This is a genomic window from Frankia sp. CeD (assembly GCF_000732115.1).
Taxonomy (GTDB): Bacteria; Actinomycetota; Actinomycetes; order Frankiales; family Frankiaceae; genus Frankia; species Frankia casuarinae.
Genome location: NZ_JPGU01000012.1, coordinates 84,512 through 100,373 on the forward strand (window position 1 = coordinate 84,512; position 15,862 = coordinate 100,373).

At 72.0% G+C, this 15,862-nt stretch carries 9 protein-coding genes and 2 pseudogenes; 5 read left to right on the plus strand and 6 right to left on the minus strand.

Annotation, left to right across the window (positions count from 1 at the left end):
- The 3 genes from scpA to CED_RS09780 all read left to right on the plus strand — a co-directional run.
- The coding region (scpA, locus tag CED_RS09770; RefSeq protein WP_235186997.1) for a methylmalonyl-CoA mutase at positions 1 to 1,591 on the plus strand (1,591 nt) is incomplete at its 5' end.
- Between the two features lie 39 nt (positions 1,592 to 1,630).
- Positions 1,631 to 2,713 carry a methylmalonyl Co-A mutase-associated GTPase MeaB gene (meaB, locus tag CED_RS09775; protein WP_051868743.1) on the plus strand — a complete coding sequence of 361 codons (1,083 nt, stop codon included), beginning with the start codon at positions 1,631 to 1,633 and terminating at the stop codon, positions 2,711 to 2,713.
- Between the two features lie 292 nt (positions 2,714 to 3,005).
- Complete coding sequence (locus tag CED_RS09780) at positions 3,006 to 5,759, plus strand: Hsp70 family protein (protein ID WP_035910018.1); 2,754 nt, start codon at positions 3,006 to 3,008, stop codon at positions 5,757 to 5,759.
- A 190-nt stretch (positions 5,760 to 5,949) separates the two neighbouring features.
- On the opposite strand, the gene CED_RS09785 is transcribed toward CED_RS09780, so the two are convergent.
- On the minus strand, positions 5,950 to 8,484 hold the full coding sequence (locus CED_RS09785; protein ID WP_035909990.1) for a WD40 repeat domain-containing serine/threonine protein kinase: 2,535 nt from the start codon (positions 8,482 to 8,484) through the stop codon (positions 5,950 to 5,952).
- Between the two features lie 181 nt (positions 8,485 to 8,665).
- Here CED_RS09785 and CED_RS09790 point away from each other — a divergent pair, with 181 nt between their 5' ends.
- A complete protein-coding gene (locus tag CED_RS09790; protein ID WP_035909991.1) occupies positions 8,666 to 9,484 on the plus strand; it encodes a class I SAM-dependent methyltransferase in 819 nt (272 codons plus the stop codon).
- 106 nt (positions 9,485 to 9,590) lie between these two features.
- Here CED_RS09790 and CED_RS09795 read toward each other — a convergent pair whose 3' ends face one another.
- Complete coding sequence (locus CED_RS09795) at positions 9,591 to 10,658, minus strand: hemolysin family protein (protein WP_035910019.1); 1,068 nt, start codon at positions 10,656 to 10,658, stop codon at positions 9,591 to 9,593.
- On the minus strand, positions 10,655 to 12,130 hold the full coding sequence (locus CED_RS09800; protein WP_035909992.1) for a hemolysin family protein: 1,476 nt from the start codon (positions 12,128 to 12,130) through the stop codon (positions 10,655 to 10,657). The genes CED_RS09795 and CED_RS09800 overlap by 4 nt, the downstream gene beginning before the upstream one ends.
- A gap of 476 nt (positions 12,131 to 12,606) precedes the next feature.
- Between CED_RS09800 and CED_RS09805 the strand changes: the two genes are divergently transcribed.
- On the plus strand, positions 12,607 to 13,164 hold the full coding sequence (locus CED_RS09805; protein WP_011437383.1) for a DUF4232 domain-containing protein: 558 nt from the start codon (positions 12,607 to 12,609) through the stop codon (positions 13,162 to 13,164).
- Positions 13,165 to 13,260: 96 nt separating this feature from the next.
- Here the strand turns inward: CED_RS09805 and CED_RS09810 are convergent, their stop codons facing one another.
- The 3 genes and pseudogenes from CED_RS09810 to CED_RS09820 all read right to left on the minus strand — a co-directional run.
- Positions 13,261 to 14,454 carry an acetyl-CoA C-acyltransferase gene (locus CED_RS09810; RefSeq protein ID WP_035909994.1) on the minus strand — a complete coding sequence of 398 codons (1,194 nt, stop codon included), beginning with the start codon at positions 14,452 to 14,454 and terminating at the stop codon, positions 13,261 to 13,263.
- A 140-nt stretch (positions 14,455 to 14,594) separates the two neighbouring features.
- Positions 14,595 to 15,470: pseudogene (locus tag CED_RS09815) on the minus strand (TAXI family TRAP transporter solute-binding subunit); the annotation flags it as partial.
- A 109-nt stretch (positions 15,471 to 15,579) separates the two neighbouring features.
- Positions 15,580 to 15,862, minus strand: a pseudogene (locus CED_RS09820) (IS66 family transposase); the annotation flags it as partial.

Genomic DNA, 15,862 nt, shown 5'->3' on the forward strand with positions numbered 1-15,862 from the left:
CCCGCCGCAGCCGTCGATGCAGATCATCTCGGACATCTTCTCCTTCACCTCGCGGCGGATGCCGCGGTTCAACTCGATCTCGATCTCCGGCTACCACATGCAGGAGGCCGGGGCGACGGCCGATCTGGAGCTCGCCTACACCCTGGCCGACGGGGTCGAGTACATCCGGGCAGGGCTGGGCGCGGGGCTGGACATCGATGCGTTCGCACCAAGGCTGTCGTTCTTCTGGGCGATCGGCATGAACTTCTTCATGGAGGTCGCCAAGCTGCGCGCGGCCCGGCTGCTGTGGTCGCGGCTGGTCAACCAGTTCACCCCGAAGAGCGCCAAGTCGCTGTCGCTGCGGACCCACTCGCAGACCTCGGGTTGGTCGCTGACCGCCCAGGACGTGTTCAACAACGTGGTGCGCACCTGCGTGGAGGCGATGGCCGCCACCCAGGGGCACACCCAGTCGCTGCACACCAACGCCCTCGACGAGGCGCTGGCCCTGCCGACGGACTTCTCGGCCCGTATTGCCCGCAACACCCAGCTGCTGCTGCAGCAGGAGTCCGGCACCACCCGGGTGATCGACCCGTGGGGCGGCAGCTACTACGTCGAGCGGCTCACCCACGACCTGGCCCGCCGGGCCTGGGAGCACATCGACGAGGTCGAGGCCTCGGGCGGCATGGCGCAGGCCATCGACGCTGGGATCCCGAAGATGCGTATCGAGGAGGCCGCCGCCCGCACCCAGGCCCGCATCGACTCCGGCCGCCAGCCGCTGATCGGAGTGAACAAGTACCGCGTCGACGCGGACGAGGGCATCGAGGTGCTCAAGGTCGACAACTCGGCGGTGCGCGCCGAGCAGATCGAGAAGCTGCGCCGGCTGCGCGCCGACCGTGACCCGGCCGCGGTGGAGGCGGCGCTGCACGCCCTGACCGCGGCGGCCGACGCGGCCCGCGNCGGGCGCCGCGGCCCCGGGCTGGAGCAGAACCTGCTGACGCTCGCCGTCGACGCGGCCCGGGCTCAGGCGACGGTCGGGGAGATCTCCGACGCGCTGGAGAAGGTCTACGGGCGTCACGCGGGCCAGATCCGTACCATTTCCGGGGTGTACCGGGACGAGGCGGGACCCGCCGGTAACATCGTCGCCGCCCGCGAGGCCGCCGCCGCCTTCGAACGCGCCGAGGGTCGCCGGCCCCGGATCCTGGTCGCGAAGATGGGCCAGGACGGTCACGACCGCGGCCAGAAGGTGATCGCCACCGCGTTCGCCGACCTCGGCTTCGACGTGGACGTCGGCCCGCTGTTCCAGACCCCGGCCGAGGTCGCCCGCCAGGCCGTCGAGGCGGACGTCCAGATCATCGGCGTCAACTCGCTGGCCGCCGGCCACCTCACCCTGGTGCCCGCGCTGCGCGAGGAGCTCGCCGCGCTCGATCGGCCCGACATCCTCATCGTGGTCGGCGGGGTCATCCCTCCCGGCGACTTCGACGAGCTGCGGGCCGCCGGCGCCGCCGCGATCTTCCCGCCCGGCACGGTCATCGCCGACGCCGCGCTGGACCTGCTCGCGACCCTGTCGGCCCAGCTCGGTCNCCCCGCTCNCCCCGCTCNCCCCGCGGCCTGACCCGCCCCGAGTGACGGCAGATCCGGCATGGTATCCGGCATGGTGACCCGACGACCGATCGATCCGGGTGAGTACGCCGACGGGGTGCTGGCCTCGTCGCGGACCTGGATCGCGCGGGCCATCACCCTCGTCGAGTCCACCAGGCCCGACCACCAGGAGCTCGCGCAGCAGCTGCTGGTGACGTTGCTGCCGCACGCGGGCAAGGCCCGTCGGATCGGCATCACCGGGGTGCCCGGGGTGGGCAAGTCGACGTTCATCGACGCGCTGGGCACCATGCTCACCGGGAAGGGAAACCAGGTGGCGGTGCTCGCCGTCGACCCCTCCTCGACGCGTACCGGCGGCAGCATCCTGGGGGACAAGACCCGGATGGCGGCGCTGTCCACCGATCCGGCGGCGTTCATCCGGCCCTCGCCCACCGCGGGGACGCTCGGTGGCGTCGCCAAGGCGACCCGCGAGGCGATGGTCGTCATGGAGGCGGCGGGCTACGACGTTGTCCTGGTCGAGACGGTCGGCGTCGGCCAGTCGGAGACGACCGTCGCCGACATGGTCGACACCTTCCTGTTCCTGACCCTGGCCCGCACGGGGGATCAGCTCCAGGGCATCAAGAAGGGGGTGCTGGAGCTCGCCGACGTCATCGCGGTGAACAAGGCCGACGGGCCGCACGAGCTCGACGCCCGCCGTGCCGCCCGGGAACTCGCCGGCGCGCTGCGGCTGCTGCAGGGCCCCGCCGGTCTCCGGGACTGGAACACCCCGGTGCTGACGTGCAGCGCGGTGGAGCGGACGGGGCTGGACACTGTCTGGGCGCAGATCGTCAANCATCAGGACACCCTCGACGCCTCCGGCGAACTCGCCGCCCGCCGCCGCCGCCAGCAGGTCNACTGGATGTGGGCGATGGTCCACGATCGGCTGCTCGCGGGCCTGCGGGCCGATCCGGGGGTCCGCGAGATCACTCCGGACCTTGAACGGCGGGTCCGCGACGGCACCCTCCCCCCNAGCCTGGCCGCCGACGCCATCCTCGCCGCGCATGATGGCCTGGCCGCCCACGAGGGCCGGGCCGCGGCACCCTCCGACGCCGCGGAAAGCCGCGACGGAAAGCCACGACGGAAAAGTNTGGAGGGTTAGGAACGGCCCACGGCCGCTGGACTGTGCCTAACCCTCCACAGTTCCGCCCACGGCAGGCCGGTCGGGCCGGGGCTCGGCACCATTCGGCACCGTCCGGCACCATTCGGCAACTCAGGGACCTGCTCACCGGCTCAACGGGAGCCGGAAATATTTTGTCCGCTCCCGGACACAAATATTGCCTGGTCAAACGTCTACGATGATCGTGGTAACGGGAGTGGAAGGATCTCCGGCGGCCGAGCGGAGTACCGTGGCTCCGGTCGCCGTGATGATCGCGTGGGTTTCGGGAGACGCGGTGAGCTATCAGCTGGGTATCGACCTCGGGTCCGCGAACACGATCGTCGGGGTGGCGGACGGAGGCTGGCCCCGCGTGCTCGAACTGAGCGGTCAGCGTCGCCTGCCGTCGGTGATCTACGCCGCCCCGGCCGGTGGCCTGCAGTTCGCGCGCTCGGCGGACCGCCGGTCGCTGGTCGACCCCGAGCGTGCCGCAACCGACCTCCTGCGCCCGCTCGGGGACAGCGGTCCCGTTCTGCTCGGGGGTGCCGCCTACAGCCGGGAGGGGCTGATTGCCCGGTTGGTGTCCTACCTCGTCACGGCCGCCACCGAGCAGCTCGGGTCGGAACCGGACCAGGTCGTCGTGACGTTCCCGACGTTCTGGTCGGCGGCCCGGCGCGAGGTGTTCGCGGACGCCGTGAGCCAGCTCTCCGATGTCACGGTGCCCGTCGCGGCGTTCCCGGCCGCCGACGCGATCGGAACCCTGCTGTCTCACGGCTCCTCGACCCAGACCGTCGAGTTGGTCGGATGGTACGACTTCGGCGCCGGCTTCCTCGACACGGGGATCCTGTCCTTCTCGCCGTTCGGGTTCCAGCTGCTCGGCTTGGCCGCGGGTCTGCGCCACGGCGCCGGCCTCGAGCTCGACGAGCTCCTGGTCGACCGGGTGCTGACCGGCGCGGGTGTCGAGCGTGCGGCGCTCGACCGTTCCGACCCGATGATCCGGACCGCGCTCGGCAGGCTGCGGCGGGAATGCGCGCAGGCGAAGGAGATCCTTTCCGGTGAGGACGAGGNTGACGTTCCGGTCTCCCTTCCCGGAGCCGATACCTTCGTCACGCTGAGCCGGGCGGAGCTGGAGACCCTCATCGGCCCGATTGTCGATGACACAATCATGACCTTTCGCCGGGCGCTCCGCTCGGTGCCGGTGACCTCCGCCGAGCTGTCCCGGATCCTGTTGTCCGGCGGGATCTCCCACCTTCCGCTGGTGGCCCGCCGGCTGCGGGAGACCTTCAGCGGGATCGGCCGGATCGACCACGGTTCGGACGCGGATGTGGCGATGGGCGCGGCACTGCTCGCCGCCGACCTCGCTGACCGGTTCGGCGCCGTCGGCGCCGGGAGTGCACCGGGTGTTCCGGGTGTTCCGGGTGTTCCGGGTGTTCCGGGTGTTCCGGGTGCGCCCGCGGCCTTTGGAGCCGTCGGGGCGGTGACCGCCGGCGGTTTCGGCGCGTCGGGCGAGGTCGGTGACGCCCAGGAACCCTCTGCTCAGGAACCCTCCGACGTCACCGCGGTGATCCGGCCGCCGGACGCCGCGGACCTGGTCTCGCGGCCGCCCTTCCTGTCCGGGCCGAGGGGGCTGTCCGGGCCGAGGGGGTTCGCGGGCGCGGCGGGTCCGGCCGGGATCCGAGGCGTGCCGGAGGCGGACGGCGTGACGGCCGCGGCGACGGTGCTCAGCGGCCCGGACGGCTCCGCGCCGCACGGCTTGGGCGCCGGGGACGACACGATGATCTCCTCGGGTGGCGCGGCGGATTCCCCGCCGCCGGGGATCGTCGTCGGCGGGCCGGGCCCGTCCGACACGTCCGGTCACCGGATCCCACCCGGCCTCATGACGGTGGGCGCCGATCGGGACCACGTTCTGCTCGGGCCGCCGGGGAAGCTCGACCTGCCCTCGGACTTCTCGACGGGCGGTGTGGGCGGCCCGCACGGTGCCTCCGCCGGGGACGGCCGGGGAATCTTCGGCTCCCGGCGGGCCGCGGTCGTCGCCGCCATTGTCGTGGTCCTCTTCCTGGCTCTCGGGACGACCTTCGCCGTGGTGCTGACCGGCCGTGACTCCGGGGCGGGCTCCGGGGCGGATGCGGTGGCCGCCCCGGCGGTCACCGCGTCGCCGGCCCCATCCGCCACCGGCCCGACCGGGCCACCCGCCTCCGCCGCGAACCTCGTCCGGGTGGCGGGATCCTCGGAGGTCGCCCCGATTACCGAGACCGCCTATAACGAATTTCGTCAGGTCCAGCGCAACGTCACCGTCAGCATCGAGTCCACGACGACCGAGGACGGTTTCGCCGCGCTGTGCAGCGGCAAGGCCGACATCGCCGACGCCTCGTTCGAACTCAATCCCGGGTTCATCAAGAACCCCGACTGCGAGAAGAAGGTCGTCGGGTTCGAGGTGGCGCACCACACCCTGCCGATCGTGGTCAACCCGCGGAACACCTGGCTGCACTGTCTGACCCTGCAGCAGGTCAAGCAGGTGTGGGGGGCCGGTTCCGCCGTCACCCGGTGGAGCCAGATCGACCCGTCGTTCCCGGACGAGCCGATCACGTTTGTCGGGCCGCCGCGCGGCTCCGTGCAGGCGCAGGTGTTCAACGCCACGATCAGTGACGCCAGTGACCGGTCCCGCGACTACCGGCAGACCGATCTCAGCGGGGTCGCCAACGACGTGGCCGCCGACCGCTCGGCCATCGGCTACCTCGACTTCCCCACCTACGAGACCTTCGGCACCAAGCTGCGCGGTGTCGAAATCAACAATGGTGACGGGTGCGTCGCGCCGAACGCCGTGTCGGTCGGTACCGGCCTCTACCTGCCGCTGTGCAAGCCGCTGTTCGTCTACGCCCGCACGGACGCCCTGCGCCGGCCAGCGACCGCCGCCTTCCTGCGCTACTACCTGGCGAACGGCCGGAAGATCGCCTTCGACGCGCACTACGTCCCCCGCAACGACGACACGGTCGGGGAGAACGTCGCCAAGCTCGCGAGCCTGACGGCCGGCGTGGGACCCGTACCGGCCTAGCCGCCCCCGCCCCCGACCGCCCCCGCGTGCGGGGGCGGTCACCGGCGAGCGGCCGCGGGTGAGGACCGGGCGTGCGGGTGAGCTCGGCTGTCGGCGTCGCCGGGCCCCGGGGCGTGACGTGCCGGACGGCGCCGGGGAGCGGTCCGCACCGGAGCGGGAGAACGGGCCTTAACCGGACCGGGGAGCGGTCCTAACCGGAGCAGGAGTCGGTGTAGGGGAGGCGGGGAACGAGCCGGCTCCATTCGGCCGGGCTCAGGGCCGCGCCCGGCTTGGCGCAGGCCAGCCGGCGCAGCCTGGCCGGGTCGAGCGTCCCGAGGAGGACCGACCCCTTGTCGGTGGTCAGCGCGACGGTCTCGGTGCCGGTCCCGGCCACCGCCCGGGCGGGTGCGTCCAGGACGCCCAGGGGGGTCATCGGGGGTGTGGGGGCGGAGAGGTCCCAGTAGGCGACCGCGCCACCGCCGTCCGCGCTCACCAGATGATCGTCGGTGGTGAAGGCGACGGCGGCGACGGGGGCGGTGTGGCCGGACAGCCGGCGCAGGACCCGCGGATGGTCGGGATCGCCGACGTCGGAGACCTGCAGGATCCGGTCGTCGCCGCCGGTGGCCAGCCGCCGTCCGTCCGGACTGNACGCGACGGTGTTCACCGCACCGGTGTGGCCGGGCACCGAGGCCGTCTGGACGGGCCTGCGGGGGTCGCGGACGTTCCACAGTTGCACGGGGCCGCCGGCGCCGGCGATGGCGAGGACGGCGCCGTCCGGCCGCAGTGCCACATCCGTCACCGGCCCGGCGCGGCCGATCAGCAACTGGATCGAGACGGGCCGCGCCGGGTCGGCGACGTCCCACAGCCCCACCGACCAGTCCTCGCCGGCGGTGACGAGCAGATGCGCGCTGCTCGACAACGCGAGCCGATGGACCGGCGTGGCCTGGGGGTCGAGCGTGCTGAGCGGCCGGGGGCGCGCCGGATCGGCGATGTCCCATAGCCGGCCGGCGTCGGTCTCCCCACCCGTCGCGAGTCGGGTGCCCGAGCGGTCGAACACGACGCCGTGCGCATGGTCGTTCGCGGAGCCCCCGGTGGTGGCGGTGGGCCGGCCGGCAGCGTCGACCTTCCAGAGGTGGAGGCTGCCGGTGTCGTCGGTGCCGGCGAGGGTCGTGCCGTCCGGGCTGAGCGCGATGTCGGAGAAGGCCGCGGGGCCGGCGGGGATCCGCGCGGCGGNGGACTGGGCGAAGGACGCGAGGACGGCCGCGCGCGCGGCCTCCGTCGGGGCGATCCGGTAGGCCGCGAGGCTCAGCCGGCCGGCCAGGTCCGGTTGCCGGGCCCGCTGGGCCGCCGCGTCCGCGGCCAGGCGCGACGAGATGGACGCGCGGTCGGCCGCCGACACCGGCGACGGGCCACCGCCGCGCGGCACGATGATCAGCACCGTTGCGGCGGTGATCGCGATGGCGAGTCCGGCGACGAGCAGTGCCGTCCGAGACCACCGCAGCCTGGATGGGGCCGGTGGTGATGGGGCCGGTGGTGATGGGCTGGGTGCCGGCGGGTGTGGGGTTCCTGCTGGATGCGGGGGTACCGACCCGGGCTGTCCACGCGGCGGGGAGGTCCGGGCCGGTATCGGCGGCGGGGTCCGGGCTGGGATCGGCGGCGGCGAGGCGACAGGCGGCGGGGACAGCTGGGTGACGGGCATGTCCGCCACGTTCGCGGCGGTACCGCCGGTGCTGCCGGTGCTGCCGGTGCTGCCCGTGCCGCGGGGCGGCGGCTCCGACCTGGGCGCCGACCCCGCGGCGCCTGACGGCCGGCGCCGAGCCCAGCGGCGGGCACGTCCGGTGGGCCCGGCGCCGGGCGGTCCGGACGGTATGGAGCCGGGCTCCGGGCGTGCGGGGAGGGTNCCCCCGCCGATCAGCGCCGTCCGCAGCTCCTCCGCGCTCGGCCGGGCCGCCGGGTCCTTCGCCATCGCGATCTCGACGAGGTTGCGCAACTCGCCGCCAACTCCGTCGAGCCGCGGCGGCTCGTTGACGATGCGGTAGAGAATGGCGTCGATGCGACCGGTGCCGAACGGCGCGTGCCCGGTGGCGGCGAAGATTATGACGGCGCCCCAGGCGAAGATGTCGACCGCCGAGGTGATCGGTGCGTCGAGGATCTGCTCCGGGGACATGTAACCGGGCGTACCGATGGCGTGCCGGACGTTGTGGCTCAGGTCGGTGTCCGCGTTGAACTCGCGGGCCAGGCCGAAGTCGATCACCTTGGGGCCGACCGGGGACAGCAGGACGTTGCCGGGGGTGAGGTCGCGGTGCACGATCCCGGCCGCGTGGATGGCGCTCAGGGCGGTCGTCACGCTGACCNCGAGCTGTTCGAGATCGGCGGGCCGCAGCGGCCCCCGTACGGAGACGCGCCTCGACAGCGTCGGACCCTCGACGAACTCGGTCACGAGATAGGGCTGGGGCCCGTACGGATCAGCGTCCAGCACGGCGGCCGTGGTGAACCGGCGGACCCGACGAGCACTCTCGGCCTCGCGGGCAAACCGGGCGCGGAATTCGGGCCGTTGCGCGAGCTCCGGCCTGATCATCTTGATCGCGACGGCGCTTCCGTCGGGTGCCCGGCCGAGGAAGACGGTGCCCATGCCGCCCTGCCCGAGCCGGCCGATCACCTGGTAGACCCCGAGCCGCCGCGGATCGGTCAGCTGAAGCGGGCGCACGGCGTCGCCGGGCAGCGGAGGTGGCGTCGTCCCCGTCACCGTGCCCCGCTCCCAAGGTGCGCCGAGACCGGCGACCCTCTCAGATATGGCGGATGCCTGGACGGGNGCGGGNGCACAGGCCGAGTATCGCAGTAAGGGATGGAAGATCGCAGTATGGACAGAACCAGTATGGATGGAACATAGCGCAATACCGGCAAAGATGCATGATCTGGGAGGTCCTGTGCTCCGCNGTGCGGCGAAGTTCGACGTGACACTGACCCCGACCTCGCGCTCCCTGCTCGCCCCGGTCTCCGAGGAGCCACGGCGGTTGCTGCTCGACCGGGCCCTTGACGAGTTCGTCGCCGATCTCAGCGCGCTGGATGAGACGGCCGGCACGATGGTGGCCGGGGCGCCTCGTCCGACGATCGACACAGCCATCGACGCGGCGGTCCCCGCGGTGGTCGACGGCACGCTGCTCGTCTCCGGCCAGGAGGTGATGCAGACCTGGGAGGCGCCGTTGATGCGGGCGCTGGCCGCCGAGGTGACCCGGCCGGGCGGTACCGTCCTCGAGGTCGGGTTCGGCCTGGGCCTGTCCGCCGGGTTCGTCCAGGAGATCGGTCCGGCCCGGCACACGATCATCGAGGCGAACCCGGCCACGGTGCGCGTCGCCGAGCAGTGGGCCCGCCCCGCGGGGCGCCGCGGGGTGGAGATCGTCACCGGGCGTTGGCAGGAGACCATGCCCGGCCTCGGCCGGTTCGACGGCATCCTCTTTGACACCTACCCCCTTGACGAGACCGAGGTCGACGAGTACTTCGTGCGCAGTTCCACCTTCGCCGAGCACTTCTTCGCGCACGCCGCCGACCACCTGGCCGACGGCGGTTCGTTCACCTNCTACTCGAACGAGATCGACTCGGTGTCCCGGCGGCATCAGCGGGCCCTGCTCCGCTACTTCCGCACCTTCAGCGTGCGCGTCGTTGACGGCCTGCAGCCGCCGGCGGACTGCAGCTACTGGTGGGCGCCGTCGATGGCGGTCATCGTCGCCCGGGACCCCCGCCGCTGATCCCCACCTTGCCTATCCAGAGGGATAAATCAGGCACAAAAGCCTCTGGATAGGCCTGGATAGGCAAGGTAGCCGGGGAGATACGGGAGATACGGGACCGGACGGTTCAGGCGGGCTGGTGGGTGGGGACCACGGCCGTGCGAACGGCGTCGTCGCGGNTCTCCCCGACCAGCTCCTCCAGGATGTCCTCCAGCGCGACGAGCCCGAGGACCGTACCGTCGGCGTCGGTGACCCTGGCCAGATGCGCGCCGGAGTGCTGCATTGTCGCCAGTGCCGTCCGCAGGTTGTCGTCGGCGCCGACCCGGGCCAGCGGCCGGATCCACTTGGCCGCGACCGAGCTGGACCGCCGCTCCGGCCGGGTCTCCAGCACGTCCTTGAGGTGCAGGTAGCCGATCAGCCCGCCCTCGGGGTCCCGCACCGGGAAGCGGGTGAATCCGGTGCGCGCGGCGAGCTGTTCGACCTGCCGGGGAGTGACCGCCGGGGACACGGTGACCAGCCCGTCCGGCGGGAGCAGGACGGCACGCGCGGTGCGTTCCTCGAACGACAGCGCCCCGGTCAGCAGGTCGTGCTCGTCCTCGGCGAGCAGACCCTCCCGATGCGACTCCTCGATGAGTCCGGCGACCTCGTCGCGGGTGAAGACGCTCGCGATCTCGTCCTTCGGTTCGACACCGACGAGCCGCAACGACACGGCCGCGATCGTGTTGAGCAGCGCGATGACCGGCTTGCCGCCTCGGACGACTCCGACCAGGAGCGGGGCGAGCAGCAGGACCGCACGCTCCGGCATCGCCAGCGCGATGTTCTTCGGGACCATCTCGCCGACGACCACGTGCAGGAAGGTCACCAGGCCCAGCGCGATGGCGAAGGCCACCGGGTGCAGCAGGGCGGAGGGCATCCCGGCCGCCTCGAACGGCCCGCGGAGCAGATGCGCGACCGCCGGTTCCCCGAGAGCGCCGAGGCCCAGGGTGCAGACGGTGACGCCAAGCTGCGCCCCGGCGAGCATCAACGAGACGTTCTCCATCGCCCCAAGGGTGATCTTTGCCAGTCGTGAGCCCGCCTCGGCCATCGGCTCCAAGTTCGACCGCCGGGCCGAGATCAGCGCGAACTCGGCCCCGACGAACAGCGCGTTCAGCGCCAGCAGGACGACGGTGGCGACGATCGCCAGCAGGTCGGTCATCCCCACCCCGCCCTTCCGGCCGAGGCGGTCTCGGCCTCCTCGGCCCCCTCGGCCCCCTCGGCGGCCGGGTCTGCCGGGTCTGCCGGGTCTGCGGGGTCTGCCGGGTCTGCGCCGGGGCGGCGATCCGCGGGGTCCGCGACCGGTGGATCCGCATCCGTCTCCGGCGTGGCGTCCGTCGGTGCGATCGGGCCCAGACGGATCCGGTCGACCCGCCGGCCGTCCATCCGCTCGACGGTGTACCGCACGCCCTCCACGGCCGCCGTGTCGCCCGCCCGGGGGATGCGTCCCAGCGCCCGGGCCATCAGACCGCCCAGGGTCTGGTAGGTGTCGTCCGCGGGGATGTCGATCCCCGTGACGTTGCGGGCCTCCTCCGGGCGCAGCAGGCCGGAGAGCAGCCAGCTGCCGTCCCGCCGGCGCAGGGCGCGCGGGCTGACCCGGTCGTGTTCGTCGACGACGTCGCCGACGATCTCCTCGATGAGGTCCTCGGCGGTGACCAGCCCGTCGGTGCCGCCGAACTCGTCAACCACGATCGCTATCTGCATGCCGCCGGCACGCAGTGTCTCCAGCAGGGGGTCGAGCAGGATCGTCGAGGGCACGGTCACCGGCGGGACCATCACGTCGCGTACCGGGGNATGGTCCCGGGCGTCTTCGGGGNCGGCGACCGCGTTCTTCACGTGGATGAGGCCCACGACGTCGTCGCTGTCCGTGCCGAGTACCGGGAAGCGGGAGTGCCCGGTGCGCCGGGTGAGGGTGATGACCTCGCTGACCGGTTCGTCGGCGTGGATGGTGCGCATGCGCATCCGGGGTGTCATGACGTCCTCGGCGGTCCGGTCACCGAACAGCAGGGAGCGCTGCACCAGCGTCGCCGTCTCGTGGGAGAGGGTGCCGTGCTCGGCGGACCGCCCGACGAGGGAGAACAGCTCCTGAGCCGAACGGGCCGAGGCCAGCTCCTCGCGTGGCGAGATGCCGAGGCGGTGCAGCACCGCGTTCGCCGTGATGTTCAGCGAGCGGATCAGCAGGCCGGTGGCCTTCGTGAAGGCACGCTGGGGAGCCTGNACCGCCAACGCGGTGCCGAGGGGATGGNCGATCGCCAGGTTCTTCGGGAGCAGCTCGCCGTACACCATCGTCAGGCCCGTCGCGAGGACCAGAGCGATCGCCACCGACGCCGCCCGGGCGAGCCCGTCCGAGGCGCCGAGCGAGGTGATCGGCCCCTCGAGCAGCCGTGCGATGGCGGGCTCCGCCAGAAAACCGATCATCAGGTTGGTGACGGTGATCCCGAGCTGGGCGCCGGACAGCTGGGTGGACAGACCGCGCAGCGCGGTGAGCACCCCGCGGGCGCCCCGATCACCGCGTTCGGCGGCCCGCTCCACCGAGGGCCGGTCCACCGTGACGAAAGCGAACTCGGCCGCGACGAAAACGCCGCAGGCGGCCACGAGCACCAGGCTGAGTACCAACAGAAGCGCCTCGATCATCGGTCGACCCCCGCGGGCGCTTCTTCGCGCGTGGGTCGGCCGGAACTACATCCGGCGTCTTCGGAGACTTTCATGATCCCTTCCGGTCGGTGCGGGACGACCCGGCCCGCGGGCCTACCCCGTCACGCGGCAACAACGCGCTTCATAGCCCGTCCGTTTCACGATGACCTCTGGTTGGCGCACGGTCCAGACCCCGAGTGGGCCTCGGTAGAAGATCACTGTGTGGGCCGGCCGGCCAGCCAGTCAGCCAGTCCGGTGCCGTGGCCCGGCAGGCCCGGTACTGGAGAAAGGTCGATCGGCGGGCGTGGGCCGGNCGCGATGGNGAGGAACCGGACGCGCCGATGAGAACAAGAGCGCTGGAGCCCGGTATGACGGATCTCCGACGGTGTCACGGAGGGTAGCAGTGGGAAGGGAGTAGGTGACATCACCGGGTGGCTTGCCGGCAAGCCGGCTCGCCGCGCGACGAGGAGGTCGTCATGCACAGGTCTCGTGGGAGGGCTCTTCCGGCGGTACTCGCCCTGGCCGCGACGTCGATCTTCGTCGCCGGATGCGGCGCGGGCCCGGGCGGCGGGGGTACCGCCACCGCGGTGGCGGCTCCGGCGACGTCCGTGGCGGCCCGGTGCCGGACCGCTCAGCTCGCTCTGAGCAGCGTCGACCGCCAGGGAACCGCGGGCAGCGACTACGAACGGCTGGTCCTGACCAACATCGGTCACAGCCCCTGCGTGGTACGCGGATTCCCCGGCGTGTCGTTCGTGGACGCGGCCGGCCGGCAGGTGGGCGCGGCGGCGGAGCACACGGGGCCGGCGGGCGCGCCGGTGCGGCTCGTGCCCGGGGGTGCCGCGACGGCGGTCCTGCGCATCCTGCATCTCGGCGTGGCGGAAAGCTGCACGCCTCCCTCGGGGACCGCGCCGGTCGCCGCGCTGCGCGTGTACCCGCCGGGGAACACCGAGGCGCTGCGGCTGAGCGGCCCGGACACGCAGGCATGCCGGGATCCCGCCGTGCGGCAGCTCACCGTGGCCGCGTTCACGGCGTGAGGGCCGGCTCCCACGGTGCACCGGGCGCGGACCAGTGGACCGATACCGGCTAGGCCGATACCGGCGGATCGGCCGGNGGAGGNCGTCCGGNGGAGGTCAGAGCCGTTCGATGATGGTGGCGTTGGCCATGCCGCCGCCCTCGCACATCGTCTGCAGGCCGTAACGGCCGCCGGTGGCCTCCAGGTAGTTGAGCATCGTGGTGAGCAGGCGGGTGCCCGATCCGCCCAGCGGGNGGCCCAGCGCGATGGCGCCCCCGCGCGGGTTGAGCTTCGCCGGGTCGGCACCGGTGTCGCGGGCCCACATGAGCGGCACGGGCGCGAACGCCTCGTTGACCTCGAAGGCGTCGATGTCGTCGATGCTCAGACCGGCGCGCTTGAGCGCCTTGCGGGTTGCCGGGATCGGCGCGGTCAGCATGAGCAACGGGTCGTCCCCGGCGAGCGCGAACGTGTGGAACCGGGCCCGTGGCCGCAGGCCGAGCTTGTTCGCCCTGGTCTCGCTCATGATCAGGACGGCCGAGGCGCCGTCGGTCAGCGGGGAGGAGTTACCCGGGGTGATGTTCCAGGTGATCTCCGGGAAGCGGGCGGCGTACGCCTCGGTGTAGAAGGACGGCTTGAGCTTCGCCAGCGTCTCGACGGTCGTGGTCGCTCGGACCGTCTCGTCCACGGTGTGCTGGGCTGTCGTGCCGTCCGGAAGGGTGATCTCGACCGGGACGATCNCCCCGGCGAAGNCCCCCGCCGCGACGGAGGCCGCCGCGAGCTGGTGCGACCGCGCGGAGAAGATGTCCAGGTCCTCCCGGTTGATCTTCCATCGGGCGCTGACGAGCTCNGCGCCGATGCCCTGGTGGGCCAGGCCCTCCGGGTAGCGGGCGTGCAGGCTCGGGCCGTTGGGGTCCTTGCCGAAAGTGGTGGAGCCCATCGGCACCCGGCTCATCGACTCCACCCCGGCGGCGATGACGATNTCGTAGGCGCCGGCGAGCACCCCCTGCGCGGCGAAATGGGCGGCCTGCTGGCTCGAGCCGCACTGGCGGTCGATCGTGGTGGCCGGCACCGACTCGGGGAACCCGGCCGACAGCACCGCGGTGCGCCCGATGTTGACGGCCTGCTCGCCGGCCTGGTCAACACACCCGGCGATGACGTCGTCGACCAGCGCCGGATCAAGGTCGTTACGGGCGATCAGTGCCTTCAGCACGGTGGCCAGCAGCTCCACCGGATGGGTCTCGGACAGCGCCCCACCCGGCTTGCCCCGTCCCGACGCCGTGCGTACCCCATCGACGATGACTGCGTTCTCCATGGGTTCTCCCTCGTCACAACCATCACAATGACGGCGGATCGACCGTCGCCCTGCCCGGTACCGCCCTGCCCGTTGCCTGGCGCCTGCCCGGATCGACGCTACGGGCCACCCTCTTGATGGGTCAACAAGTGAACCGGAGGTCAGGGGGTCGGGGCCGGGCATCCCGTCGGATAACCGAGCGCATGTGTATAGTATCTCTCCGCCGCCGGATGTAGCGGGACGTACCGGCAGATGTTGGTCGCGATGAAGGAGCCGGGAGTCGCGAAACCGAGGCGGCGCGCCTGCGCCTGCGCCTGATGAGTGGCCCACAGGGTGGCCTTGAACTCGGCGGAGTGCTCGTCCATCATCCAGGCGGCGAACTCGACCAGCGCGGGATCGGCGTACCTACTGGCGACGATGCCGTTCGGCACCGCGAGGGTCGCTGTCGGCTGGGACGGGATGAGGTTGTAGTCACCCGGCTCGATAGCGGCCCTTGTGAAGACGTTGGCTCCGACATCGAGGTACTGGGAGTACCAGTCCCGCTGGATCGCCGACTGCCAGTCGTCGAGTGGCACGAATTTGATCTTCTGGTAGCTGTCGTTATATTCCTGGACCGCCATCGTGGGAGCGCCCGCCGCCCACAGGACCGCGTCGGCGTGATCCGCGCCGGTGGAGTGAAGTTTCTGGAGCGCCTCGGTTATCCGGTTCCCGGTCACCGGACGGACGACGCAGCCCGCTCCCTTCACCCGGGTGATCTGACGGAACAGCACGGTGGCGATCTGGTGGGTGCCCGAGTCGNGCAGTCCGCTTTCGACCGTCTTGCCGCACAGATCGTCCGCGCTGTGAATGCTGGAGTCGGCCGGGACGATGAGCTGGAGAACGTCGTAATAGATCTGGCCGACGAGGCTCAGNCCCTCGACGGCCCCGCCGGTGAAGTCGCCCCGGCCGTTCTGGGCGTCCACCACCACGTTGAGTTGGGCCAGCGCGAGAGTGCAGCGCCGGTTCTCCGGAACCCCGAGATTCTTGAGGTTCTGGGACGTCCCGCTCGTGTCCGAATCAGGGTAAGAGTTCGGTGATGGCGTGGGTGGGCGGGCCGAAGGCCCGGCCGGTGTTGCCGGTCGGGTGGTTTTCGGCTTGTGGGTGGGGTTAGGGCTCGGGCCCGTCGGGTGGGCCGTCCTGGGGTGGGTCGGTGCTGGGAGGGCTGCCGGTCTGGGTGNTGGTCTGCCAGGTGAGGAAGGGTTCGAGGGCGGGGCCGGCGGGNGCTTTNCCGCCGGCTGTGGCGCAGGCGTTCAGGTAGCCGGTCAGGAACGCGAGGGGTTCACGGCCGTTACGCTCCGCGGTGGCGACGATGGTCCAGACCCGGGCGGCGAGGTGCGCGGCCCACTCAGCGTGTGCGCCGTAGTAGTTCTTCCGCCCGACGACCGGGGTC

Bases quoted from the DNA above. Each gene is read 5' to 3' on its own strand.
- CED_RS09805 (WP_011437383.1), top strand. From the start codon at position 12,607: ATGCACAGGTCTCGTGGGAGGGCTCTTCCGGCGGTACTCGCCCTGGCC.